The 22,856-nt window shown below is 56.7% G+C and carries 20 protein-coding genes and 2 pseudogenes; 2 read left to right on the top strand and 20 right to left on the bottom strand.

The annotated features are described in order from the left end of the window. Nucleotides 1-17: 17 nt before the first annotated feature. The 8 genes and pseudogenes from AC6I6U_RS23065 to AC6I6U_RS23030 all read right to left on the bottom strand — a co-directional run bounded on the left by AC6I6U_RS23065 (nt 18) and on the right by AC6I6U_RS23030 (nt 6,339). Complete coding sequence (locus tag AC6I6U_RS23065) at nt 18-1,604, bottom strand: methyl-accepting chemotaxis protein (protein WP_497878335.1); 1,587 nt, start codon at nt 1,602-1,604, stop codon at nt 18-20. A 284-nt stretch (nt 1,605-1,888) separates the two neighbouring features. Then, nucleotides 1,889-2,245: a DUF6124 family protein gene (locus tag AC6I6U_RS23060; RefSeq protein ID WP_497878334.1), complete on the bottom strand. Its 357-nt coding sequence runs from the start codon at nt 2,243-2,245 to the stop codon at nt 1,889-1,891. Nucleotides 2,246-2,704: 459 nt separating this feature from the next. After that, the gene (locus AC6I6U_RS23055; RefSeq protein ID WP_497878333.1) at nt 2,705-3,136 is read right to left on the bottom strand and encodes a tetratricopeptide repeat protein; all 432 of its coding nucleotides are present in this window, start codon (nt 3,134-3,136) and stop codon (nt 2,705-2,707) included. A 114-nt stretch (nt 3,137-3,250) separates the two neighbouring features. Then, nucleotides 3,251-3,508: pseudogene (locus AC6I6U_RS23050) on the bottom strand (aldehyde dehydrogenase (NADP(+))); the annotation flags it as partial. After that, nucleotides 3,471-4,316: a methyl-accepting chemotaxis protein gene (locus tag AC6I6U_RS23045; RefSeq protein WP_497878332.1), complete on the bottom strand. Its 846-nt coding sequence runs from the start codon at nt 4,314-4,316 to the stop codon at nt 3,471-3,473. The pseudogene AC6I6U_RS23050 and the gene AC6I6U_RS23045, both read right to left, overlap by 38 nt. A 284-nt stretch (nt 4,317-4,600) precedes the next feature. Continuing rightward, complete coding sequence (locus AC6I6U_RS23040; protein WP_497878331.1) at nt 4,601-4,957, bottom strand: DUF6124 family protein; 357 nt, start codon at nt 4,955-4,957, stop codon at nt 4,601-4,603. Nucleotides 4,958-5,337: 380 nt separating this feature from the next. Beyond that, on the bottom strand, nt 5,338-5,628 hold the full coding sequence (locus tag AC6I6U_RS23035; protein WP_497878330.1) for a hypothetical protein: 291 nt from the start codon (nt 5,626-5,628) through the stop codon (nt 5,338-5,340). A 354-nt stretch (nt 5,629-5,982) separates the two neighbouring features. After that, a complete protein-coding gene (locus AC6I6U_RS23030) occupies nt 5,983-6,339 on the bottom strand; it encodes a DUF6124 family protein (RefSeq protein ID WP_497878329.1) in 357 nt (118 codons plus the stop codon). Nucleotides 6,340-6,974: 635 nt separating this feature from the next. Between AC6I6U_RS23030 and AC6I6U_RS23025 the strand changes: the two genes are divergently transcribed. Beyond that, the gene (locus tag AC6I6U_RS23025) at nt 6,975-7,457 is read left to right on the top strand and encodes a hypothetical protein (RefSeq protein ID WP_497878328.1); all 483 of its coding nucleotides are present in this window, start codon (nt 6,975-6,977) and stop codon (nt 7,455-7,457) included. 498 nt (nt 7,458-7,955) lie between these two features. On the opposite strand, the gene kwaB is transcribed toward AC6I6U_RS23025, so the two are convergent. The 3 genes from kwaB to AC6I6U_RS23010 all read right to left on the bottom strand — a co-directional run bounded on the left by kwaB (nt 7,956) and on the right by AC6I6U_RS23010 (nt 11,376). After that, nucleotides 7,956-8,924 (bottom strand): anti-phage protein KwaB, encoded by a 969-nt coding sequence (gene kwaB / locus AC6I6U_RS23020; RefSeq protein WP_497878327.1) that lies wholly within the window; start codon nt 8,922-8,924, stop codon nt 7,956-7,958. Next, on the bottom strand, nt 8,921-9,511 hold the full coding sequence (gene kwaA / locus AC6I6U_RS23015) for an anti-phage protein KwaA (protein ID WP_497878326.1): 591 nt from the start codon (nt 9,509-9,511) through the stop codon (nt 8,921-8,923). The genes kwaB and kwaA overlap by 4 nt, the downstream gene beginning before the upstream one ends. 668 nt (nt 9,512-10,179) lie before the next feature. Then, nucleotides 10,180-11,376, bottom strand: a complete 1,197-nt coding sequence (locus AC6I6U_RS23010; RefSeq protein ID WP_497878325.1) for an IS256 family transposase — start codon at nt 11,374-11,376, stop codon at nt 10,180-10,182. A gap of 194 nt (nt 11,377-11,570) precedes the next feature. On the opposite strand from AC6I6U_RS23010, the gene AC6I6U_RS23005 reads away from it, so the two are divergent. Then, nucleotides 11,571-11,939, top strand: a complete 369-nt coding sequence (locus tag AC6I6U_RS23005) for a hypothetical protein (protein WP_497878324.1) — start codon at nt 11,571-11,573, stop codon at nt 11,937-11,939. 100 nt (nt 11,940-12,039) lie between these two features. Here AC6I6U_RS23005 and AC6I6U_RS23000 read toward each other — a convergent pair. From AC6I6U_RS23000 to AC6I6U_RS22960, 9 genes and pseudogenes are all read right to left on the bottom strand, one after another. Further along, nucleotides 12,040-12,440 (bottom strand): annotated as a pseudogene (locus tag AC6I6U_RS23000) (aldehyde dehydrogenase (NADP(+))); the annotation flags it as partial. A 57-nt stretch (nt 12,441-12,497) separates the two neighbouring features. Continuing rightward, nucleotides 12,498-13,577, bottom strand: coding sequence for a hypothetical protein (locus AC6I6U_RS22995; protein WP_497878323.1), 1,080 nt, complete (start codon nt 13,575-13,577; stop codon nt 12,498-12,500). Beyond that, nucleotides 13,578-15,137: an AAA family ATPase gene (locus AC6I6U_RS22990; protein WP_497878322.1), complete on the bottom strand. Its 1,560-nt coding sequence runs from the start codon at nt 15,135-15,137 to the stop codon at nt 13,578-13,580. Between the two features lie 415 nt (nt 15,138-15,552). Further along, entirely contained in the window at nt 15,553-15,753 is a 201-nt protein-coding gene (locus AC6I6U_RS22985; protein ID WP_497878321.1) for a hypothetical protein, read from the bottom strand. A gap of 138 nt (nt 15,754-15,891) precedes the next feature. Beyond that, complete coding sequence (locus AC6I6U_RS22980) at nt 15,892-17,472, bottom strand: aldehyde dehydrogenase (NADP(+)) (protein ID WP_497878320.1); 1,581 nt, start codon at nt 17,470-17,472, stop codon at nt 15,892-15,894. A 177-nt stretch (nt 17,473-17,649) separates the two neighbouring features. Next, nucleotides 17,650-19,203, bottom strand: coding sequence for a galactarate dehydratase (gene garD / locus AC6I6U_RS22975; protein WP_497878319.1), 1,554 nt, complete (start codon nt 19,201-19,203; stop codon nt 17,650-17,652). Between the two features lie 79 nt (nt 19,204-19,282). Then, complete coding sequence (locus tag AC6I6U_RS22970; protein ID WP_497878318.1) at nt 19,283-20,650, bottom strand: MFS transporter; 1,368 nt, start codon at nt 20,648-20,650, stop codon at nt 19,283-19,285. A gap of 105 nt (nt 20,651-20,755) precedes the next feature. Beyond that, a complete protein-coding gene (gene kdgD, locus AC6I6U_RS22965; protein ID WP_497878317.1) occupies nt 20,756-21,667 on the bottom strand; it encodes a 5-dehydro-4-deoxyglucarate dehydratase in 912 nt (303 codons plus the stop codon). 288 nt (nt 21,668-21,955) lie between these two features. Beyond that, nucleotides 21,956-22,855 (bottom strand): LysR family transcriptional regulator, encoded by a 900-nt coding sequence (locus AC6I6U_RS22960; RefSeq protein ID WP_497878316.1) that lies wholly within the window; start codon nt 22,853-22,855, stop codon nt 21,956-21,958. Nucleotide 22,856: the final 1 nt, after the last annotated feature.

Here is a 22,856-nt window from a genome sequence, read left to right as displayed (position 1 = left end):
CACCGGCGCACGCTCCCTCAGAGCTTGAACTGACCCACCAGCCCTTGCAGGTGAACGCCCAGGCGCGCCAGGTCGATGCTGGAGGCGGCCGTTTCGTCGCTCGCGGCCGAGGTCTGCTCGGAGATGTCGCGCACGTTCAACACGCTGCGGTTGATCTCTTCGGCCACGGCCGCCTGCTGCTCGGCAGCCGCGGCGATCTGCTGGTTCATCGACTCGATGGAAGCCACCGAGCGGGTGATGTTCAGCAAGGACGTGCCGGCGCGCCGGCTCAGTTCGACACTGCTGTCGGTGAGGGCACGGCTGTTATCCAGGGTCGTGGCCACCTGGGCTGTAACGCCCTGCAAGCCGTCGATCAGGCTTTCGATTTCCTGGGTAGAAGCCTGCGTACGCTGGGCCAGGCTACGTACCTCATCGGCCACCACGGCAAACCCACGCCCGGCCTCGCCCGCGCGAGCGGCTTCGATGGCCGCATTCAGCGCCAGCAGGTTGGTCTGCTCGGCCACCGACTTGATCACGTCCAGGACCGTGCCGATCTTGTCGCTCTCGCGCTTGAGCTCGCTCATGGCCTCGGTGGAATGCTCCACCTCCGTGGCCAGGCGCTCAATCTGCGACAAGGCCTGTCCCACCACCTCATCACTGTTGCGGGCATCTTCGCTGGCGGTCAGGGCCACCTGGGAGGCCTGCTCCGCATTGCGCGCCACCTCCTGCACGGTGGCGGCCATTTCGTTCATGGCGGTCGCCACCTGATCGGTTTCCACCTTCTGGCTGTTGACCCCGGCACTGGTCTGCTCGGTGACGGCCGACAGCTCTTCGGCGGCGCTGGCGATCTGGGTGACACCGTCACGAATGCCACCAATCACTTCGCGCAGGCTGATCGTCATGCGTTGCATGCTGTCCTGCAGTTGCCCCAGCTCGTCACGACGCGTCACTTCCAGATCCTGGCTCAAGTCACCATTGGCGACGCGCTTGGAGGCCTGCACCGTCAGCATCAGTGGATCGACGATCAGTCGGGTGATGAACCAGGCGGCGAGCACGCCCAGGAGCAGGGCCGCCGCTGAAGCACCGGCCAGCCAGCCGTTGGCCTGGTTCACATCATGATCGCGCTTGGTGACCTGGCCGGCGGACAACTGTTTGCTGGCCTCCAGCAGGGAGGCGACATCGGCGTTCAGGGAGTCCTCGACCTGACGCGCCTTCTCGCCATTGCCCGCCGCGCCGATGGCCTGGGTGAAGTCATTGAAATGTGCGCGGTACTGGTCCAGGGCACGGTCGGCCTGGGCCACCCAGCGCAAGCTCTCCGGGGTCTCCAGTTGCGCCTTTACCTCATCGACATGCCGGTCCACCCCATCGATAGCCTTGATCACCGCCGCCGCGTGCTCGCTGTCGGGTTTGAGGGCGTACAACAGCCGCGCGATGCGCATGTCTCGAGCCTTCTCGTTCAGGATGGAAATCGAGATCAGCTTGTCACCACGCTCACTGAGCGAGGCCAGTCCCTGCCAGCCGGTGAGCGCGATCAGTACCGTCAATACCAGCACGATCGCAAAGCCTAGCGTCAGTTTTGCCCGGACACTGATATTACCCAACCCACGTGTGATTGCTCCCGCCATCTAGATTTCCGCCGTTCAGTGTCAATGTAATGTGTGTGGATGGCACGAACGCCGCGCGCCACCGCATGAACGACGAAACCGAGAGGATATCGCCCTTCATGATATCAACATGACACCACTCAAAAATAACGGTTCCCTCCGCGAGTGTTTTTTCTTGCGTCTGTGGGCAAAAAAGATCTGAACATTCAGTGGGTTGCGTAACTGATCAGGTCAGAGGGCCAGGACCTTATCGGCTTTTTGGGTCGATAGCGGATTCGTCATGGCCGCCATCGACCGTGACACGTTCAACTACTGGCGGCTACAACCTGCTGTTCCAGCAGGCCCATTTTCAACTGGGCTAGCTCAATCAGGTGCACCACGCCCATCGCCACCTTGCGATTCGGGCCGGTCTGGTTGTCGGCGTTCTCATAGGCCGTGGCGGCTGCTGATTGCAGAATCGAGTGGAGGTCGAGCAGGGTGTCTTCGTGAGCCAAAGAGCCTAGCGGTTGGCTTGGAGGCGTGGCGGCTGCGGTGGAGGCGGCTGCCGGTTTCGAGCCTGCCTCTGGCCCCAGGTCATAGTGGGCCAGTGCCTGGTCGGCGACACGAGGGTCGATGATTCCGGCACGAGGTGTAGCCGGCGGATTGGGGGTAGCTTTGAACATGATCGAACTCCGATATGAGGTGGAGCTGTCACCGTTCGCTTGCACACGAATGAGGGTGGCAGCCGTACGCAGGTGTGCAAGACCGGGCATATCGGACCCCGGCAGACTCGAAAGTCTCCCGCGCACGGCCACCATCAAGCTGGAATCGAAGAGGGCAGGAGCACCCGTCGAAACGGCTTGTTTGAGGGCGCGTGACGCACCGATATGAACGGACTTGCACATCCGTGTCATCCGTTGGGATGACCGAGCCAAGACTATCGGCGACGTATGGCTCAAACAAGCGGCTGGGATTTTCTAGGAAATTTCATGCAAGGGAAAGGGAGTTGTCTGGTTGGGCGCTGAGTGGGGGAAGCTGCCGACCAAGAGTGGCAGGCATTGGCTCAGGGCCGACGGTCGTGATAGGCAGCTTTCGGCCAATTACTGCCGCCGTCGAGCTTTTGTTATCGGCTATTCCGATTTTTAAATCACGGCCCGCGTTTTTAGAAACGCGAAATACTTAGGGTCGTCGTTGTCAAAAATCTCATCCCCAGCCGCCATGTATGCTCGCATAAGTTCATCGGCGGCTCGATCAGTTTCCTCTTTCTCGTACAGTGCTTGGCCCAAACGCAAATGCAAAAATGGATTGCCGACCGCATCGGGACAAGTCATCGCATACTCAAGGGCCTCTTTTGCGGAGGTAAAGAGTTCTCCCTGAAAACAGGCATCGCCGATAGCGGCAAGCACCCACGTCGCCGCTTCCCAGTTATTTTTGGGTTCTGGAATCAACTCCCACGCTAGGTTGTACTGACCGATGGCAGCATTGAAATTACCGCCCTCCAGATGTTCATCACCCAATTGGCAAAACGCCTTGATCTGCTCATGGGTCAAGTCATCCAATTCGAAAGTTTCCATCTGAACTCCCTGTCTATAAGGCTCAACCGCGTTATCCGCCGATTTTGCAACCAAGCTGGGCGATAAATAATCGTAAAAATCACGACGATTATAGGCCAGCTAACGGCCGATTAGCGACTGCGGGTAGTTCTGGTAGCAGACCGGACGCAGGAAACGATCGATCGCCAGGGTACCCACCGAAGTACCACGGGCATCGGAAGTCGCCGGGTACGGGCCACCGTGAACCATCGCATCACACACTTCAACACCGGTCGGGTAGCCGGTGATCAGGATACGGCCGACTTTCTCTTCCAGCAGTGGCACCAGCCAATCGAAGGCTTCTAAGCCTACCGCTTCACCGATCAGGGTAGCGGTCAGTTGACCACGCAGGCCGAGCGGGACAGCGCGCAGTTGTTCGTTGTCCTTGGCGGCGACGGTAGAAAATATATGCGTCCCCTTTTCCCAGGCTGATTGTCATGCGTTGCATGCTGTCCTGCAGTTGCCCCAGCTCGTCACGACGCGTCACTTCCAGATCCTGGCTCAAGTCACCATTGGCGACGCGCTTGGAGGCCTGCACCGTCAGCATCAGTGGATCGACGATCAGTCGGGTGATGAACCAGGCGGCGAGCACGCCCAGGAGCAGGGCCGCCGCTGAAGCACCGGCCAGCCAGCCGTTGGCCTGGTTCACATCATGATCGCGCTTGGTGACCTGGCCGGCGGACAACTGCCTGCTGGCCTCCAGCAGGGAGGCGATATCGGCGTTCAGGGAGTCCTCGACCTGACGCGCCTTCTCGCCATTGCCCGCCGCGCCGATGGCCTGGGTGAAGTCATTGAAATGTGCGCGGTACTGGTCCAGGGCACGGTCGGCCTGGGCCACCCAGCGCAAGCTCTCCGGGGTCTCCAGTTGCGCCTTTACCTCATCGACATGCCGGTCCACCCCATCGATAGCCTTGATCACCGCCGCCGCGTGCTCGCTGTCGGGTTTGAGGGCGTACAACAGCCGCGCGATGCGCATGTCTCGAGCCTTCTCGTTCAGGATGGAAATCGAGATCAGTTTGTCACCACGCTCACTGAGCGAGGCCAGTCCCTGCCAGCCGGTGAGCGCGATCAGTACCGTCAATACCAGCACGATCGCAAAGCCTAGCGTCAGTTTTGCCCGGACACTGATGTTACCCAACCCACGTGTGATTGCTCCCGCCATCTAGATTTCCGCCGTTCAGTGTCAATGTAATGTGTGTGGATGGCGCGAACGCCGCGCGCCACCGCATGAACGACGAAACCGAGAGGATATCGCCCTTCATGATATCAACATGACACCACTCAAAAATAACGGTTCCCTCCGCGAGTGTTTTTTCTTGCGTCTGTGGGCAAAAAAGATCTGAACATTCAGTGGGTTGCGTGATTATTCAGATCGGAGGGCCAGGACCTTATCGGCTTTTGGGGTCGACAGCGGACTCGTCATGGCCGCCATCGACCGTGACACGTTCAACTGCTGGCGGCGACCACCTGCTGTTCCAGCAGGCCCATTCTCAACTGGGCCAGCTCAATCAGGTGCACCACCCCCATCGCCACCTTGCGATTCGGGCCGGTCTGGTTGTCGGCGTTCTCATAGGCCGTGGCGGCGGCTGATTGCAGAATCGAGTGGAGGTCGAGCAGGGTGTCTTCGTGAGCCAGAGAGCTTGGCGGCTGGCTTGGAGGTGCGGCGGCTGCGGTGGAGGCGGCTGCCGGTTTCGAGCCTGCCTCTGGTCCTAGGTCATAGTGGGCCAGTGCCTGGTCGGCGATACGAGGATCGATGATTCCGGCACGAGGTGTCGCCGGAGGATTGGGGGTTACTTTGAACATGCTGGTAACTCCTAACGTAGGTTAGAAGCCGCCAAAATCACTGCTAAATGATGGGTGGCGGCCGTACGCAGGTTAGCAGACCGGTACGTTAGGAAACCGGCGCATCCGAAGATGCCCTGCGCACAGCCACCATGAAGCACCGAACACAAAAAAGCCGGTGGGATGGGTGACGCTGTGCGCCTAACGATTTACCGAGCTGCTAAACCCGATCACTGGATTGGCAGTGATGGGCCGAGACTAAACCACCGAAATTATTAGGCGCAACCGGTCGGGATTTTCTAGGAAATTTCATTCAAGGGAAAGGGACATGTCTGGTTTGGCGCTGAGTGGGCGGACGCTGTCTCGTAAAAACTAGCAATCGCCAGAAGTGGAACAGCGAGCTACGCCAGCGTGTGAAGCATGTCCATGAACATCGGGCCCGATAGATCTTGTATCAGCCCATCATCAGCAACCATGCAGCCCGCAGCGCCAGCGAATGACTCCTGTTCATGGGCAGGGATGCCCAAGGTGCAATGGATTTTGTAACGGAAGAGCCAACCACCGGCAACGCGACCGAGCGGTTCGACTACCTGATGATAACCCTCAACTGCCAACGGCCCGGCACCGTGGTCCTGAGCACGACGATATGCCGCGTCGTGGGTAGATTCACTGCTTGAAGGTTCTTTTTTCATGCGTATTCGAAATGGCTGGGATTGGGAGCAATTATCTGCACATTCCCGACTGACCGACTGCTGTGGGTCGATTGTGGATCGTGATTGATGCAGTCTCCCGTGAACAGCAGGAGCTGGTAATCAGTCGGCTCGCTGCCGAGCAGGTGGAGAATTCAAGTAGATGCAGCAAGCGATCATCTCTGTCTTGGATGCCTGACATCATGACGTAGTGCACAGGCGTTTCGCGGTGAAGCCGTTGGCCTATTTGCGGGCAAGCCATGCTCCTGCAGAATTGAAGTGACCACCACTCTGATGACCGCCGCAACACTGTCGGAAGGCTGCTTGCCCGCGAAGCCTTTGACCTTCAGCCAGCCATCAACTGTTGGCTGCCACAACCTGCTGCTCCAACACACTCATTCTCAACTGTGCCAGCTCAATCAGGTGCACCACACCCATCGCCACCTTGCGATTCGGGCCGGTCTGGTTGTCGGCATTCTCATAGGCCGTGGCGGCCGCTGATTGCAGAATCGAGTGGAGGTCGAGCAGGGTGTCTTCGTGAGCCAGAGAGCTTGGCGGTTGGCTTGGAGGCGCGGCGGCTGCGGCAGAGGCGGGTAAAGGTTTCGGTACCGCCTCTGGCCCCAGGTCATAGTGGGCCAGCGCTTGGTCGGCGACACGAGGATCGATGATTCTGGCACGAGGCATAGCCGGCGGATTGGGGGTAGCTTTGAACATGATCGAACTCCGATATGAGGTGGAGCTGTCACCGTTCGCTTGCACACGAATGAGGGTGGCAGCCGTACGCAGGTGTGCAAGACCGGGCATATCGGACCCCGGCAGACTCGAAAGTCTCCCACGCACGGCCACCATCAAGCTGGAATCGAAGAGGGCAGGAGCACCCGTCGAAACGGCTTGTTTGAGGGCGCGTGACGCACCGATATGAACGGACTTGCACATCCGTGTCATCCGTTGGGATGACCGAGCCAAGACTATCGGCGGCGCATGGCTCAAACAAGCGGTTGGGATTTTCTAGGAAATTTCAGGCAAGGGAAAGGGAGTTGTCTGGTTGGGCGCTGAGTGGGTGGGAGCAGCCAGTCAAAAAAGCAGGTTTTGGCCCAGAGCGGCCCTGGATGGAGTGCATTGGATGGTCATAAGCCGCCACAGCCTAGAAATGGCGAATTTTTTACGATGCCCTGCTTGGGAAAACTGGAGCTTTCGAAGCCAACCGAGGCTTGCGACGCAGACATTAATACATGGCATGTGGCCCTTCGGGGCCTGGGAAGCATTGATCGAAAATCAATGCATACATAGTATGCAGACTGATAAATACAATGTATGCTTGTGTCATCTCCACACAGTTTAGAATCGAAATGTTATCAGTACGACTGAACGACAATGTCCGCGACCAGTTGGACCTTTGGGCGCTGCGCACGGGCGAACCGCGTAACTCCATCATCACCAAAGCAGTGAGCCAATACCTGAGTAGCCTCACCTTAGGAGGTATTCCTCTTGAGGAAAGCGTACAAGAAAACGCCTCTGAGCTATTCAACAGCTGGTTCTCCAAGCCAGACGAAATGAGGGATAAATTCACTGAAGTAAAACGTTGGATCGAAGATGAGGTGATCTGGACAAAAAATCTCGGCCATCCCGAAACGAGGACAGGAGCGCCGACTCCGGGTATTTGCGGGCGGAATGTGGTAACGGGCTACTACGTAGATCGTGATCGCGAGATTTTTGTGATCAGTAAGCACGTAACTTGGCCACCGGCGTCCGGGCTCGACAGCTACCATTTGTACGTCACTCCATATGCTGAATGGGTGGAGTACATGCTGGAGGTCAAACGCAAGGTCTAATGTTGTGCCGCCTATGCACTTCGGGTCGGATGTGACGTCTCCTTGAGATGCCGGCAGGCCGCCCCGAAGTTCTTATTCATGTTGTAGGTTGGCTGTCGCTTGTCTGCTCATCGAACACCTCTGTATGGCGATTATTTTCGCCTAAAAAGGTGTCTGGGTGTAGTAGACCACTAAATTTTCCCGTTTCCATTACGCCCTCCTGAAAATAGATCAGAAGGTGTAAACCTTATTCAGGACGGGACAACGGCAGAAAATAGATGCATTCCCTTTTTCCACGTCCTCCTTTCCAAGGAACTGACAGAGCTCCAATTAAATCACGGGTTGGCTGATCTAAAGTCTTCGGTAAGCGGCACCTCAGAGAAATACGCCGCTATCATCCAAAGGAAGTTTCGAGCAGCCACGCAGATCACAGTGATGAGTTCGCTACAGGCCGAACGGGTCTTCATGGAGTGACCAGCACCACTGCACGTCCGCAAAAATTAAAAGACGCTTACGCCTTTACGGTGCTGCTTCCACTAAGTCTTTGCTGTCTGCATCATACTCAAAATTAGTTAGCTCCGACCTCAAATAGTCGTCATTAAGCAGCTTCATAAAAAAATTCTGAGAAACTTTTGTGTCCAAAATGATTTCCGTGTCGGTATTGTTGATTTTTATTTTCTTGCTAAGACTGTGGTGCTGCTTGATAAACTGGATGATCTGATCATTGCCAACAGTATCAAGAACCCGAGAATGTGATATAGCTCTAATCACCTTCTTGGCAAATGTCACATCACCTTGGGCAGTGATCCGCTCCTCGAGAACTGTTATGTCTGCAATAATATTACGAGCGGTGAGCGTAGCAAGCTTTACACTCGCATCAGCCTTTACCGCCTCTTTAAATCCAAAAAATTTCTCCAAAACCTTGAAGTTAGTCACAAACACATCAGTGCCATCGTAGATAAAATCAATGGTATGACCCATCCGAATAATATCTTGATCAAGCTTTTCAAAGCGATCCTGCCCTATACCGGCACGCCACAAGCTGAAACCGTTCCTTCGGTATGTATTGGTTGGATAATGATGCTTGTAAATAGCCAGGCTGTCGCTCCCATTACCCAGCACTACTACGATTGCTTTTAGATTAGTCACTTCATCATTCGTATGATCGAAATCAGGAGTGGTACCAGGTGAGTCAAGCGTATCTTTTAGTGATAGCAGTTGTGCTGGAAAATCCGGAAGGTCGTAGCGAAAAATAACATTTTGGCGTAGGTCTACATCTGTGAGATTTTTCAGTACATAATTCGTCTGAAAAAACTCTCGAATCTCGTACTTAACATCTGCTATCAGCGCGACTTGGGCATCGGCTGAGAGTTCAACCTTACGAGCAGCGAACCCATTTGGCTCCTTGAGGATGAAAAACATAACCCCTACTGTTTGTGGGTCATTTGCTAAACTCTCTGCAGTCAGTCGCAACGCGTCAATGCTCATGCTTTCCTTCCGAAAACGAATTTCTCGTCAATTGTGGTAAAGACAACTTTATCGGATTCGATGATTCGCTGAGTCGTAATCATCACCTTACTAGCACCCTCAACTTCAAGCTTATATAGCCTAAAGCCAAGTATCGCCAATGTTGGATTCGCATAAAACTTATCAGTCTTTACGTATATCTGCCCAATCACAAGCAGGAGTATGAATAATGCAATTATGTAACGGGTGTTGTCCAGATTAAAACAAATTAAGGGGACGATATAAGTTGTCAGGAAGGTAAGGTGCTCATAATTCAAGTCTTCTACTTTTCTGGCCTCAACTGGAAGCCCTACGCCAGACTTAACCCTATACTTGAACCGAGCGTAGCAAACTCCGGCAACTGCGATAAAAATTAGCGAAATTATTGGAAGGACGTTATGCCTCAACAATTCCCATGTACCAATGTAATGGCAGTCGTTCCCAAAACAAACTGGAAAATCCGCCTTTACCACCACCATCAAAACGAACAGCAGCCAAAGCGAAATTATATATAGCTCGAATTTCATTACGGACTGGCGAAACTGCAGCTTTCGCTCCTCACTTCCCATTCCAATACCGCTCCTTGGCGAGTGGCGCCGAACGATTCGTTACCAATCAGCGGAGACTAGCACAATGATGGCACCGAACGTGGAGCACTTCTGCTCATGGTCGCTTGCAATGCGAGACGTTGCGGCCGTGATGGCACAACGTCTGAAAGGTTTCAGCTCATTCGGACGATAGAAACGATCCGTTACAAACTTTCAAATGGGACTGAACTGGCTTAATGATTCTGGGCACCTCAATCGGCCGCTATGACGGCGCCGGCGCATCGGGACCGACTGTTCCCTTCGACTGAAACACTATCCATGTTCCTGGCCTAGGCCCTAAGTGCCGATCGCTCGTGTCAGAATGAGCTCTCAAGGCTAAGATGAAAAAGCCCTCCTAAAAATCTCATATTTCCCACACGATTCAGGCATGGGACAATATTGTGTGCGCCAAACGTCATGGCTACAGTCCCAAGGTCGCTGCAAATTCAGCGATACGGGTTTTGCAGCCCGTGACAACAAAGGCGCACAACGCCGCGATCAGCGGCATTTTTTCGTTCGCGTTATGGCGAGCTGTGCGCAGGAGGCTTCGGCCTGCCGGTTCCTTTGTTGCCGGTCTGCAAACCTGTGTACGGGATCGTGTCCCAGGAAGTGGTGTAACTCATCGTGGCCTTGGCCACTGAGTTTGCCGTTTAGTTGATCACGGCCGACAGCTTGGCCTGCGGATTATCGCTGACCGCTTCGAAAGCCTCCAACTGCATGTAGCGCCGTTGCAGGCACCATTCGTCGTTCTGTTCCAGCAGCATCGCGCCAACCAGTCGGGTAATGGCCGGATCGTTGGGGAAAATGCCAACGACTTCAGTGCGGCGCTTGATCTCTGCATTCAACCGTTCCAGCGGGTTGGTACTGTGCAATTGCTGCCGGTGCGCTTTGGGAAACGCCATGTGCGCCAGCACTTCGTCCTCGCAGCCATCCATCAGCGCCGCGATCTTTGGGTATTTCTCACGTAACTGGTCAGCCACTAGGCGCCATTGCTGGTGGCATTCCTGGCGGCTGTCCTGAGCGAAGACCGTGCGCAGCAGCGCCGCCACCATGGTGCGCTGGCCCTTGCCGACATGGGCCATGGCGTTGCGCATGAAGTGCACGCGGCAGCGCTGCCAGGTGGCATGGAAAACCTTGGAAACGGCGGCCTTGAGGCCTTCGTGAGCGTCGGAAATCACCAGCTTTACGCCGCGTAGCCCACGCCGCATCAGGCTGCGCAGGAAGTCCGTCCAGAACGGCTCGGCCTCTGATGGGCCAACCCGCATGCCCAGGATTTCACGGCCACCATTGGTGTTCACGGCCACGGCGATTATGACGGCGACCGAGACGATACGCCCGGCCTCCCGCACTTTGACGTAGGTCGCGTCGATCCAGAGATAGGGCCAATCGCCTTCCAGCGGACGATCGAGGAAGGCATGAACGCGCTCGTCGATCTCGCCAGCCAGTCGTGATACCTGGCTTTTCGATATACCGGTCATGCCCATGGCCTTGACCAGTTCATCAACCGAGCGCGTCGATACGCCCTGGATGTAGGCCTCCTGGATGACGGCTGCCATGGCTTTCTCGGCGGTGCGTCTCGGCTCCAGGAAGCCCGGAAAATAGCTACCTTGTCGCAGTTTTGGGATCTTCAGATCAACGTCGCCAGCGCGGGTTTGCCAGAGGCGATCACGGTAGCCATTGCGACTGTTTACCCGGTCGGGGCTTTTGACGTCGAAGCCAGCGTTATACAGGCCTTCGACATCCAACTCCATCATGCGCTGGGCAACGTACTGGATCATTTGCTTGAGCAGATCGGCGTCTGCCCCTTTCTCAACCAGCTCGGTCAATGCGATAGTGGGCTTGGTCATCGTGGTTTCTCTGGTGAAGGTTAAGTCCGCAAACTCAACGTTAGCCAAGAACCACGATGACCATCCTCTTTTGCCCACTGGGCACCTTCGGCTGGTTCAGTTACACCACTTCTCGGGACACGATCGTGTACGCTCGTCACCCCTCGTTTTGCAGCGTAGGTGACGGGCTCCTGACCCAACAAAGGAACTCCACCATGACCAAGAAAATTGTCCCTGATCCGCCGCCCACCAACAGGGCTTTCGGCACAGACAACGAAGCATCCACCACCCGCTTACTCGACAGTCTCACATTCACCCGTTTCCGCCCTGTTGCTCCAGAATCCCTTGATAAACCTTCCTTGTTCGCCATCCAGCAGGGTGTCAGTGCCTATGACGCGCTGGCCCACGTCTCGCGCTTGCTCGAAACGGCAGAACTCAACGGCGACGAACTCAGCCTACGCACCGATCCTTTCGAGCGGGCATTGTTCTGGAGCATGCTGCATTCTGTAGAGATGGCACGGGCAGTGGTCGACGCGCTGCTGGATGGCGTCCCCGTAGCGAACCAGATGTCCCCCGAAAACTGAAGACCCTCAGGATAGGTTACGCCTGCCTTCAAACGGACACGCACCGCGCCGGAAATAAAAAAGCCCCGCCAAAGCGGGGCTCTCTCTACCAACGCAGCAATCAGATCGCCGCATCACTCCACTGCCCATTCACCAGGCGACGCAGCCCCAACGGGTTGCCATCACGCAGCGCCTCAGGCAGCAGCGACTGCGGGTAGTTCTGGTAGCAAACCGGACGCAGGAAACGATCGATCGCCAGGGTACCCACCGAAGTCCCACGGGCATCGGAAGTCGCCGGGTACGGACCACCGTGAACCATCGCGTCACACACTTCAACACCGGTCGGACAGCCGTTGGTCAGGATACGGCCGACTTCTCTTCCAGCATTGGCACCAGCCAAACAAAGTCCTCCGCTTCACCGATCAGGGTGGCAGTCAGTTGCCCGCGCAGGCCGAGCAGGGCAGCGCGCAGATGCTCGTTGCCCTTGATCTCGACGGTGACGGTGGTCGGGTCGAAGACTTCTTAGAAAATAGATCCGCCCCCTTTTAGCTATTTTATTAGGATAATAGGAAATAAATATCAGGCCAATCTTGCCGGGCCAGCGGCACTCCAACTGGTAAGCGTAGATCCAATTCTTTTCCACAAAGATTTCAAAGTAGGGCATTCGTCCGGGGATAGTGGCACAAGCTTCTCAATGTGAAGCCGCATCTCAGCTCTATTCTGCAATGGCTTTAATAAGTCGCATGTGCAGCTAGCTTGCAGGCACTCCTTGGAACAATCTTGAGAAAGCCCGGGTAATGCGGCGCTCCAATACATACTGGCTTCCTGGCAGGTACGTAAATAGCCTAACTTTAAGCCTTTCTTATAATCGAAGAAAAGTTTTGCCTCTTGATGTCCGCTCTGCTCGGCGAGCTTCAAAGCAGCAATCATAGTATCGGTATGGCGCGAGTTTGATTTTTCCGAGATAAAAGACAATGGCACGAGGTTCTCTATTTCATGGAAATCTAAATCTAAGTGGTGCGTAAGGATTTTGGTCGGGTCATCAGACTCACGAACTTTTGTACTGGTCGGTCCGTAATCGTCAGTCGGATATTTTTTATCCGAATCCGTGATGCATAGACAAAATAAATTATTGTTTCGCTGCGCTCTTTCGAATACCGCGTAAGTCCGATTGCCTCCGCCATGGATAGGCCTATATTTACGATTAAGTGTTTTCACTGCCAAAGCCTGGCTTACGTACCATTTGGAAATTATTTCATAAATATAGTGATCATTTATCTCTTCGAAAATTATTTCCAGTGGGGTTCTTAAGTTCATATCCGAACAAAAAATCAGAGGAATAGAAATTATTTTTTGATTTGCAGCGGTACTAATCGTTGGAATGCCATCGCCTGGAACGATTTTCACATAAATTTCAACTTTTTCAAGAATCGACTCTTGTTGGGGAACTCTAACAAATACGCTTTTATATGCGGCTCGCGCAGATTCTCCTAGTTTTACAAATTTGCTCAGGGAGATCAACGACTGGGCATCGCCGAGCACCAAATGGTCTCCAGAACGCACTGCGGATGCGATATCTTCAAGTGCACTTATCTCAGTGGGACTCAAATTTCCGTTATCTATGCAGCCTGTAATGGTCTTGTCAATATAAATAATCATTTAGGCCTCGTAATCAAAAAAGCCATACGGCCAATTGTGAAGAGACCCATTTTCACGATAGCCACTAAACTCAACAATTGTTTGCGATGCATTAGGCTCTTTTGAGAATAGCACGATAGTGGAGTCGTCTTTTGTTAAAGCTCCCATTGCCGTCATCAATCCAATTTTATTGACAATCACCTCGCTGTGCGTTTCGATTATTAAATGCAAAATCACATCGGCTTCTTTAGCTGTGTTTACTACTGAAACTAACATCTCTGCAAGTTTCGATTGCATGCGCGGGTGTAGATGAAGCTCAGGTTGCTCTATAACACAGGTGTAAGAGAGCCCCGTTATACCGTTTCGTGTTGGTTTGTACAATATGGTCCAAAGTTGTATTATGATCGGGATTACTTGCGAGTAACCAAAGCCCATATCAGCAAGGTTATAAGACTCTTTGCTTTTGTCGAAAGCGACGCCTAAATTTACATGGCCCCCGTTGAACTGCACTACAGTTCTAAACCCAAATTCCTTCATGGACCATTCGTCAAGCGCATTTTTCTCACGGTCACTTAGGTTTCGTAAAAACATTGCTAAGTTCTCGCCTTTTGAATCGAGCTCTTTTACACCGATATCCTGCGAGCGATAGTATCGCTGCGCTGATGCACGAATAGGCTCAATATAAGAAACTCGTCTGAAGGTCTGATCTAAGATTTCGTCAAGATTGTAGAGTATCATTCCCGTTCTAGCTAATATCAGAAGGTTTCGAAAGCGAACGAAAATTTCATCGTTATGCTCTTTATCTAAAGTTTTGCTTTTCCAGGTGTTAGTGCTGAACATTTTTTTAAAGTTAATAAGCATGTCTGCCTGCTTGCCAATAACAGTCTTGTAAACTGCATTGGTAAGAGATTCTAGGCTTGTCCGCTTATTTGAATAGACTCTCAGCGTGTCTACTAGATCATCCAGGATTCCGTCGGGCCAGAATCCGCTCCACCATGACCTGTATATATCTTCTTTTGGTGAGTCGCTTTTGGCGCGGATGAGCGGAAGTAACCTGACTGCTGAGTTGTACGTGTAGCTATCACAATATTGACTGTGATTTTCGCCATTAATAATTATTGAGCTAATTTTATTTGATTCATTGATGTCGATTTTAACTGAATTTCCTTCGATATCTAAATCAATCCCAGCTGTTCTCGTAAGGCCGTCTTTGCCCAAAGACGCTAGTCGCAGATCTACAGTGATATTAGAGGTGCTACGATCGCGAGGACCTCCCTGAGCTCTGAGCGGTCGATGGTAGATTAACTCAGGGACGGTCAAGCCAAATGAAAAAACGATTTCTTTTTCACCCTGCTTCCTGATGAGTGCTTGATCGAAATCTCCGAAATCGACATATTTACCGAACCAGAGAATTGAGCTCCGAGTTGTGGTTTCAGCACTTTGTTTTAGAAGAGGGAACGCTCGAAGAAAAGTACTTTTGCCTGAGCTGTTTTCGCCCAGAAGAATAGTTATTGGCGAAAGTTTTACTGTGCCCGTATCCTTTAAGCTTCTAAGATTTTTTACTCTGAATTCGGTCAACATCCTGTACGTTCCTTGTGATATTTAGCCGTGAGCGTGAATTAATTTACATCGCTCTTAATTACGGCTCGACTCGGCAGACGGCCTGAAGTCTGCGGCAATCATTACTGTTTGTATCACTTTTGGCTAGTGGCCAAATGCCCTTATCGCAAAAAAATTGAGATCAGGTGAGGAGTTTAGCCATACCGCATCCTGGCAGATGCCCTCTAGATGTGGTTGAGTCATCGGAACACCTATTAAAGGGATCTATTTGTGGCCCGACTGATGAGTCGACCGGACCTCATGGTATGCAGTCGATCATGGATGGCTGCTAATGGGCGATAGCAGTCATTCAGGCTTAGCGCCATAAGGTATGATATTGTTCTGAGCCTACCACCGACTCAGCAGCCCGGCCCCATCAGTAACACCAATAATTTGATCAATTGCGGCGATTTTGGCTCGCAGCTTCGGTCTGAAAATCGACGTCATTGAACGCCGCCTCCGCCTCATTATGAAGCGTATAGGCCAGATGCGCTGCGACACGGACGCCCATTGGCGCCTCCACATCACTGCCCAGATAATCAGCAAGCAACCCTCTGATCTCAAGCAGCGCGAGTAGCCTAGCCTGATCTGATTGCATAGAAATTCCGATTACCAAAGGTGGACATGCGAACGAATTCAGTGAGGCCAGATTAGTCCCCGGACGGACAAAGCGAAACACCGATCCCAAAAATGAAAAAGCCCCGCCAAAGCGGGGCTCTCTCCATCAACGCAGCAATCAGATCGCCGCATCACTCCACTGCCCATTCACCAGGCGACGCAGCCCCAGCGGGTTGCCATCACGCAGTGCCTCAGGCAGCAGCGACTGCGGGTAGTTCTGGTAGCAAACCGGACGCAGGAAACGATCGATCGCCAGGGTACCTACCGAAGTCCCACGGGCATCGGAAGTCGCCGGGTACGGACCACCGTGGACCATCGCGTCACACACTTCAACACCGGTCGGGTAGCCGTTGATCAGGATACGGCCGACTTTCTCTTCCAGCAGTGGCACCAGCCAGGCGAAGGCTTCGAAGTCTTCCGCTTCACCGATCAGGGTGGCGGTCAGCTGGCCACGCAGGCCGAGCAGGGCGGCGCGCAGTTGCTCGTTGTCCTTGACCTCGACGGCGACGGTGGTCGGGCCGAAGACTTCTTCCTGCAGCAGGGGATCGGATTCCACCAGCAGGCGGGCATCAGCCTTGAACAGCTGGGCACGGGCCTGGCTGCCTTCCTGGGCCTGACCGGCCAGGTGCTCGATACCGGCGTGGGCCTTCAGGTGTTCCAGGCCGCCGACGTAGCTGCGCAGGCCGCCAGCGTTGAGCATGGTCTGGCCAGCCTGTTGGTCCAGGTGCTGACCCAGCTCGCCCAGCAGTTGGCTGTACTGTGGCGATTGCAGGCCGATGACCAGGCCCGGGTTGGTGCAGAACTGACCGGCGCCCATGCAGACGGAGCCTGCCAGTTCGCGGGCGATGGCTTCGCCACGCTTGGCCAGGGCACCCGGCAGGATGATCACCGGGTTGATGCTCGACATCTCGGCGAAGACCGGGATCGGCTGTGGACGCTCGGCGGCCATGCGGCACAGGGCGTCGCCGCCTTTCAGGGAACCGGTGAAACCAACGGCCTGGATCGCCGGGTGCTTGACCAGCCACTCGCCGACACCACCGCCGAAGACCATGTTGAACACGCCTTTTGGCATGCCGGTACGCTCGGCAGCGCGCTGGATGGCGCAACCGACCAGGTCGGCGGTGGCCATGTGGCCGCTGTGGGCCTTGAAGACTACTGGGCAACCGGCAGCCAGGGCCGCAGCGGTGTCACCACCGGCGGTGGAGAAGGCCAGCGGGAAGTTGCTGGCGCCGAATACGGCCACCGGGCCGACGCCGATGCGCATCTGGCGCAGGTCGACGCGTGGCAGCGGCTGACGCTCAGGCAGGGCCAGGTCGATACGCGCACCGAGGAAGTCGCCACGACGCAGCACCTGGGCGAACAGACGCATCTGGCCGCTGGTACGGCCACGCTCACCCTGGATACGGGCGGCGGGCAGGGCGGTTTCACGGCAGACGACGGCGACGAAGCTGTCGTCCAGCTCGTCCAGTTCTGCGGCGATGGCGTCGAGGAATTCGGCGCGACGGGCCGGGGCCAGTTGGCGGAATTCGACGAAGGCGGCTGCGGCGGCCTTGGCCGCCTGGTCCACTTCGGTTTCGGTGGCCTGGGCGAAGTTGTAGGGCAGGGCCTCGCCAGTGGTGGCGTCCAGGCTCTGCAGACGCTGGGTGCCAGCGGCGCTGCGCTGACCGGCGATGAAGTTGTGGCCGAGGATCTCAGGCATGGAATGCTCCTTTAGAGAGAAGTGAAGGATGAATGCGGGTTGGATGGGCTGGCTCGATTTCTGTGGGTGCGGGCTTGCCCGCGAAGCAGGACCGCGGTGCAGGGCACCGGCTTTGCCGGTGTTCGCGGGCAAGCCCGGCTCCTACAAGGGCTGTGAACATCGAGCCAGATCGGTGCATCAGGTGATCGGCGCCGGGTTGAACAGGACGATGTCGTTGTGCAGCTTGTGCTGCTCGGCCCAGGTCTGCTTGCGGCCGCTGGCGACATCCAGGTAGTAGTGGAACAGCTCCCAGCCCAGTTCCTCGATGCTCGAACGGCCGGTGGCGATGCGCCCGGCGTCGATGTCGATCAGGTCGGGCCAGCGCTCGGCCAGTTCGGTGCGGGTGCACACCTTGACCACCGGCGCCATGGCCAGGCCGTAGGGGGTGCCGCGACCGGTGGTGAACACGTGCAGGTTCATGCCGGCGGCCAGTTGCAGGGTGCCGCAGACGAAGTCGCTGGCCGGGGTGGCGCAGAAGATCAGGCCCTTGCGGTTGACCCGCTCGCCGGGGCCGAGCACGCCCTGGATGGCGCCGCTGCCGGACTTGACGATGGAACCCAGGGACTTCTCGACGATGTTCGACAGGCCGCCTTTCTTGTTGCCCGGCGTGGTGTTGGCGCTGCGGTCGGCTGCGCCTTGTTGCAGGTAGCGGTCGTACCAGTCCATCTCGCGCACCAGCGCGTCGGCCACTTCCTGGTTTTCGGCGCGGGAGGTGAGCATGTAGATGGCGTCGCGCACTTCGGTCACTTCCGAGAACAGCACGGTGGCGCCAGCGCGCACCAGCAGGTCGGCGGCGTAGCCCAAGGCCGGGTTGGCAGTGATGCCGGAGAAGGCGTCGCTGCCGCCGCACTGCATGCCGAGGATCAGCTCGCTGGCCGGCACGCTTTCACGGCGGCGCTGGTCGAGTTTCTTCAGGCGGGTTTCGGCCAGCTCCATGATCTGCTCGATCATTTCGGTGAAGCCCAGGCTGGCGTCCTGCAGGCGGTACAGCCATGGTTCGCTCAGGTCGACCGAGGGGTCGTTGTCGTGCATCACCTGGCCGGCCTGCAGCTTCTCGCAGCCCAGGCTGATGACCAGCGCTTCGCCACCCATGTTCGGGTTGCGCGCCAGGTTGCGCACGGTGCGGATCGGGATATAGGCGTCGCGGGCGTTGATGGCCACGCCGCAGCCGTAGCTGTGGGTGATCGCGACCACGTCATCGACATTGGGGTATTTGGGCAGCAGCTCGGCCTTGATGCGCTTGACCGCGTGTTCGAGTACGCCGGTCACGCATTGTACGGTGGTGGTGATGCCGAGGATGTTGCGGGTACCGACGGTGCCGTCGGCGTTGCGGTAGCCTTCGAAAGTGAAGCCTTCCAGTGGGGGCAGGGCGTCAGGCACGGCGTCACAGCGCGGCAGGCTGTCCAGTTCCGGTGCCGATGGCATGGCCAACTGGCTTTCCTGAACCCAGCTGCCCTGGCGCAGGTCTTCCAGGGCATAGCCGATGATCTGTCCGTAGCGGCGAACCGGTTCGCCCTTGGCGATGAGCACGGTGGCGACCTTGTGGCTCTGCGGTACCGCTTCAACCAGGGTCAGGCCGTCGGAGAAGCTGGCGCCTTCGCCAAGGCCGCCGTCATTGACCACCACCACGACATTGTCGTCTTCGTGCAGGCGGACGTAGCGGGGCGAGTCTGAATGTTCGATCAACTGCATGGTCGTGCCTTTCTTATGGATTCTCAGGCTTTGTACTGCGTCCATGCCCGGTGGTTACCGGGCATGGACGGGTTCTTACTCAGTGACGCGCACCCGCGACTTCGATCGTGGGGTTGGCATCCTTTGCCGATTCATCCTTTGGGCCGTCACGCAATTCGATCCGCTTGATCGGGCCGACAATGACCAGGTAACTGAACACTGCGACCAGGGCGTTGGCACCGACATACACCAGGGCCCACTTGAACGAGCCGGTGGCGCTGATGATGTAGCCGATGACGATTGGCGTGGTGATCGAGGCGATGTTGCCGAAGGTGTTGAACAGGCCACCGGACAGACCGGCGATCTGCTTGGGCGAGGTGTCGGCGACGACCGCCCAACCCAGTGCACCAATGCCTTTACCGAAGAACGCCAGGGTCATGAAGCCTACGACCATCCATTCCGCGTCGACGTAATTGCAGAAGACCATGGTGGTCGACAGCATCAGGCCGCAGACGATCGGCAGCTTGCGCGAGAAGGTCAGCGAGTTGCCGCGACGCAGCAGCCAGTCCGAGATTACACCACCGAGTACACCACCGATGAAACCGCAGATGGCCGGCAACGAGGCGATGAAACCCGCCTTGAGGATGGTCATGCCGCGTTCCTGCACCAGGTACACCGGGAACCAGGTCAGGAAGAAGTAGGTGATGGCGTTGATGCAGTACTGGCCCAGGTACACGCCCAGGAGCATGCGGCTGGTCAGCAGTTGCTTGATGTAGTTCCACTTCGGACCGTCGTTGGCGCGCTTCTGGTCCATGTCCACCAGGCCGCCGTTCTGCTCGATGTGCTCGAGCTCGCCCTGACTGATGCGCGGGTGTTGTTTCGGGTTGTAGATGGTCTTCATCCAGATGCCCGAGAACACGATACCGAACACGCCCATGACGATGAACACGTGTTCCCAGCCGAAGGTGTAGACGATCCAGCCCATGATCGGTGCGAACAACGCGGTGGCGAAGTATTGCGCCGAGTTGAAGATTGCCGAGGCGGTACCACGCTCTGCCGCCGGGAACCAGGCCGCGACGATCCGGGCGTTACCCGGGAACGATGGGGCTTCGGCAAAACCGACCAGGAAACGCAGGGTGAACAGGGTCACCACCGACCAGGCCACCGGCATGCCGCCGACGAAGCCCTGCAGCATGGTGAACAGCGACCAGCTGAAGATACTGAAGGCGTAGACGTTTTTCGAACCGAAACGGTCGAGCAACCAGCCGCCAGGAATCTGGCCAGCCACGTAGGCCCAGCCGAAGGCGGAGAAGATGTAGCCGAGGGTGACAGCGTCGATGCCCAGGTCTTTTTGCAGACTGGAACCGGCGATGGCGATGGTGGCGCGATCCGCGTAGTTGATCGTGGTCACGAGGAACAGCATCAACAGAATCAGGTAGCGCACATGCGTCTTTTTAGTCGCTTGCATGCGTTGTACTCCCACTAGTTATTTTTGTGCGGGCTAACGAGTTGTGAGCGGAGCCGGCGGTTAACCCGGCTCCGGGTGCGGTGTTGGCAGACCGCAGGGGCGCGCTTACTGCGGGCCCATCTTGTCCATCAGTGCCGCCAGGGCTTCGTATTCCTGTTCGGTCAGGTCGGTCAGCGGGGTACGCACCGGGCCTGCATCGTAACCGGCAATCTTCGCACCGGCCTTGACGATGCTCACGGCATAGCCGGACTTGCGGTTACGAATGTCCAGGTACGGCAGGAAGAAGTCGTCGATCAGCTTGCCAACGGTGGCGTGGTCGTCGCGGGCAATGGCGTTGTAGAAGTCCATCGCGGTCTTCGGCACGAAGTTGAACACCGCCGAGGAGTAGACCGGTACGCCCAGGGCCTTGTAGGCAGCAGCATAGACTTCGGCGGTCGGCAGGCCGCCCAGGTAGCTGAAACGATCGCCCAGGCGGCGACGGATGGAAACCATCAGCTCGATATCACCCAGGCCGTCCTTGTAGCCGATCAGGTTCGGGCAGCGCTCGGCCAGTTTTTCCAGCAGGTCGGCGTTCAGGCGGCAGACGTTGCGGTTGTAAACGACGACGCCGATCTTCACCGATTTGCACACGGCTTCAACGTGGGCGGCAACGCCGTCCTGGCTGGCCTCGGTCAGGTAGTGCGGCAGCAGCAGCAGACCCTTGGCGCCCAGGCGCTCGGCTTCCTGTGCGTACTCGATGGCCTGGCGGGTCGAACCACCCACGCCGGCGAGGATCGGCACCGACTTGGCGCAGGTGTCGACGGCAGTCTTGATCACCTGGCTGTATTCGCTGGCCGCGAGGGAGAAGAATTCACCGGTGCCACCGGCGGCGAACAGTGCGCTGGCGCCGTAAGGGGCAAGCCATTCCAGGCGCTTGACGTAGCCGGCAGGGTTGAAGTCGCCCTGGGCATTGAAGTCGGTGACCGGGAAGGACAGCAGGCCGTGGGAAAGGATGGATTTCAGTTCTTGTGGGGTCATTGTTATAGGTATCCAGGTGGCACGAGGGTGGAAGGAATTTCTGTGGAGGTAAGTTATCGTACAACTTGAGCGAATGCTAGTGTCATTTATCTCGATCAAGCGTGTCGATGTGTTTCACGCCCCATGCTACCCCATCGGGCTAGATCGCCCGGTTATAAAGGGCGTTATCTGCCTAACAGAAGGTTTTCAGGGCCGGGTGGACCGCCAGGGGCGGTCCCTCTGCAAACTGGGGATTATGGGGGTTAGTCATCGTACGATTGCTGATCGACCACAGGGAATGACCAAGGCTCAGGCCGGGCGGATGTCCATGATCCGTTCCACCAGCCACGCCAGCGCCGGGTCGTGCTGGCGATGGGCGAGGTAGACCAGTTCCAGCTCGAAGGGCTCCAGGGCGAACGGCAGTTCGAACAGTTGCAGCGGCAGCAGCCGGGCGAAGTGCGTGGCCAGTGCGGTCGGCAGCACCACGCACAGGTCCGAGGCTGCCGCCAGGTGCGCGGCCTGCAGGTAGTTGGGGGTGGTGTAGGCGATACGCCGCGACAGGCCCTGTTCCGCCAGCCACTGGTCGACCATGCCGCGGGTCTGGCCACCGTGGACCCACAGATGGCGCAGGCCGAGGAAGGTGTTCAGGTCGAGCGTTGCGTTTACCACCGGATGGTCCTGGCGTAGCGCGATGCGCAGGGTTTCGCTGCGCCAGTGTCGGCGTTCGAAGCGCGCCGGCGATTCATCGAAGCGTCCCAGCACCAGGTCCAGTTCACCACGATCAAGGGCTTCGACCGGCAGGCTCGGCGCCAGGTGCACCACATCGACCCGCAGGTGTGGCGCCTGGGTCTGCAAGGTGGCGAGCAGCCCCGGCATGCACAGCTGTTCGGCGTAGTCGGTCAGGGCGATACGCAATTGCCGGTGGCTGCGGCTCGGGTCGAAGTGGTCGCCGCCGCCGAGGGTCTGTTCGATCTGTTGCAACGCGGCACGGATCGGTCCTTCGAGGGCCAGGGCACGCGGCGTGGGGCGCATCTGCCGACCGACCCGCACCAGCAGCGGATCGTCCAGCAGGTCGCGCAGGCGCGCCAGGGCGTTGCTCACCGTTGGTTGGGTCAGGGCCAGGCGCTCGGCGGCGCGCGACACGTTCTGTTCGCGCAGGAGCATGTCCAGCACCCGCAGCAGGTTGAGATCGAAGGTCGATATATTCATG

This window comes from Pseudomonas sp. UTLPPB19802, from assembly GCF_059730225.1.
The sequence above is the reverse complement of the archived record's forward strand: the minus strand, read 5'-3'. Positions and strand labels throughout refer to the sequence as shown.

Excerpts from the sequence above, each read along its gene's own strand:
- AC6I6U_RS23065 (WP_497878335.1), bottom strand. The coding sequence starts at position 1,604 with ATGGCGGGAGCAATCACACGTGGGTTGGGTAATATCAGTGTCCGGGCA.
- AC6I6U_RS23060 (WP_497878334.1), bottom strand. The coding sequence starts at position 2,245 with ATGTTCAAAGCTACCCCCAATCCGCCGGCTACACCTCGTGCCGGAATC.
- AC6I6U_RS23055 (WP_497878333.1), bottom strand. The coding sequence starts at position 3,136 with ATGGAAACTTTCGAATTGGATGACTTGACCCATGAGCAGATCAAGGCG.
- AC6I6U_RS23045 (WP_497878332.1), bottom strand. The coding sequence starts at position 4,316 with ATGGCGGGAGCAATCACACGTGGGTTGGGTAACATCAGTGTCCGGGCA.
- AC6I6U_RS23040 (WP_497878331.1), bottom strand. The coding sequence starts at position 4,957 with ATGTTCAAAGTAACCCCCAATCCTCCGGCGACACCTCGTGCCGGAATC.
- AC6I6U_RS23035 (WP_497878330.1), bottom strand. The coding sequence starts at position 5,628 with ATGAAAAAAGAACCTTCAAGCAGTGAATCTACCCACGACGCGGCATAT.
- AC6I6U_RS23030 (WP_497878329.1), bottom strand. The coding sequence starts at position 6,339 with ATGTTCAAAGCTACCCCCAATCCGCCGGCTATGCCTCGTGCCAGAATC.
- AC6I6U_RS23025 (WP_497878328.1), top strand. The coding sequence starts at position 6,975 with ATGTTATCAGTACGACTGAACGACAATGTCCGCGACCAGTTGGACCTT.
- kwaB (WP_497878327.1), bottom strand. The coding sequence starts at position 8,924 with ATGAGCATTGACGCGTTGCGACTGACTGCAGAGAGTTTAGCAAATGAC.
- kwaA (WP_497878326.1), bottom strand. The coding sequence starts at position 9,511 with ATGGGAAGTGAGGAGCGAAAGCTGCAGTTTCGCCAGTCCGTAATGAAA.
- AC6I6U_RS23010 (WP_497878325.1), bottom strand. The coding sequence starts at position 11,376 with ATGACCAAGCCCACTATCGCATTGACCGAGCTGGTTGAGAAAGGGGCA.
- AC6I6U_RS23005 (WP_497878324.1), top strand. The coding sequence starts at position 11,571 with ATGACCAAGAAAATTGTCCCTGATCCGCCGCCCACCAACAGGGCTTTC.
- AC6I6U_RS22995 (WP_497878323.1), bottom strand. The coding sequence starts at position 13,577 with ATGATTATTTATATTGACAAGACCATTACAGGCTGCATAGATAACGGA.
- AC6I6U_RS22990 (WP_497878322.1), bottom strand. The coding sequence starts at position 15,137 with ATGTTGACCGAATTCAGAGTAAAAAATCTTAGAAGCTTAAAGGATACG.
- AC6I6U_RS22985 (WP_497878321.1), bottom strand. The coding sequence starts at position 15,753 with ATGCAATCAGATCAGGCTAGGCTACTCGCGCTGCTTGAGATCAGAGGG.
- AC6I6U_RS22980 (WP_497878320.1), bottom strand. The coding sequence starts at position 17,472 with ATGCCTGAGATCCTCGGCCACAACTTCATCGCCGGTCAGCGCAGCGCC.
- garD (WP_497878319.1), bottom strand. The coding sequence starts at position 19,203 with ATGCAGTTGATCGAACATTCAGACTCGCCCCGCTACGTCCGCCTGCAC.
- AC6I6U_RS22970 (WP_497878318.1), bottom strand. The coding sequence starts at position 20,650 with ATGCAAGCGACTAAAAAGACGCATGTGCGCTACCTGATTCTGTTGATG.
- kdgD (WP_497878317.1), bottom strand. The coding sequence starts at position 21,667 with ATGACCCCACAAGAACTGAAATCCATCCTTTCCCACGGCCTGCTGTCC.
- AC6I6U_RS22960 (WP_497878316.1), bottom strand. The coding sequence starts at position 22,855 with ATGAATATATCGACCTTCGATCTCAACCTGCTGCGGGTGCTGGACATG.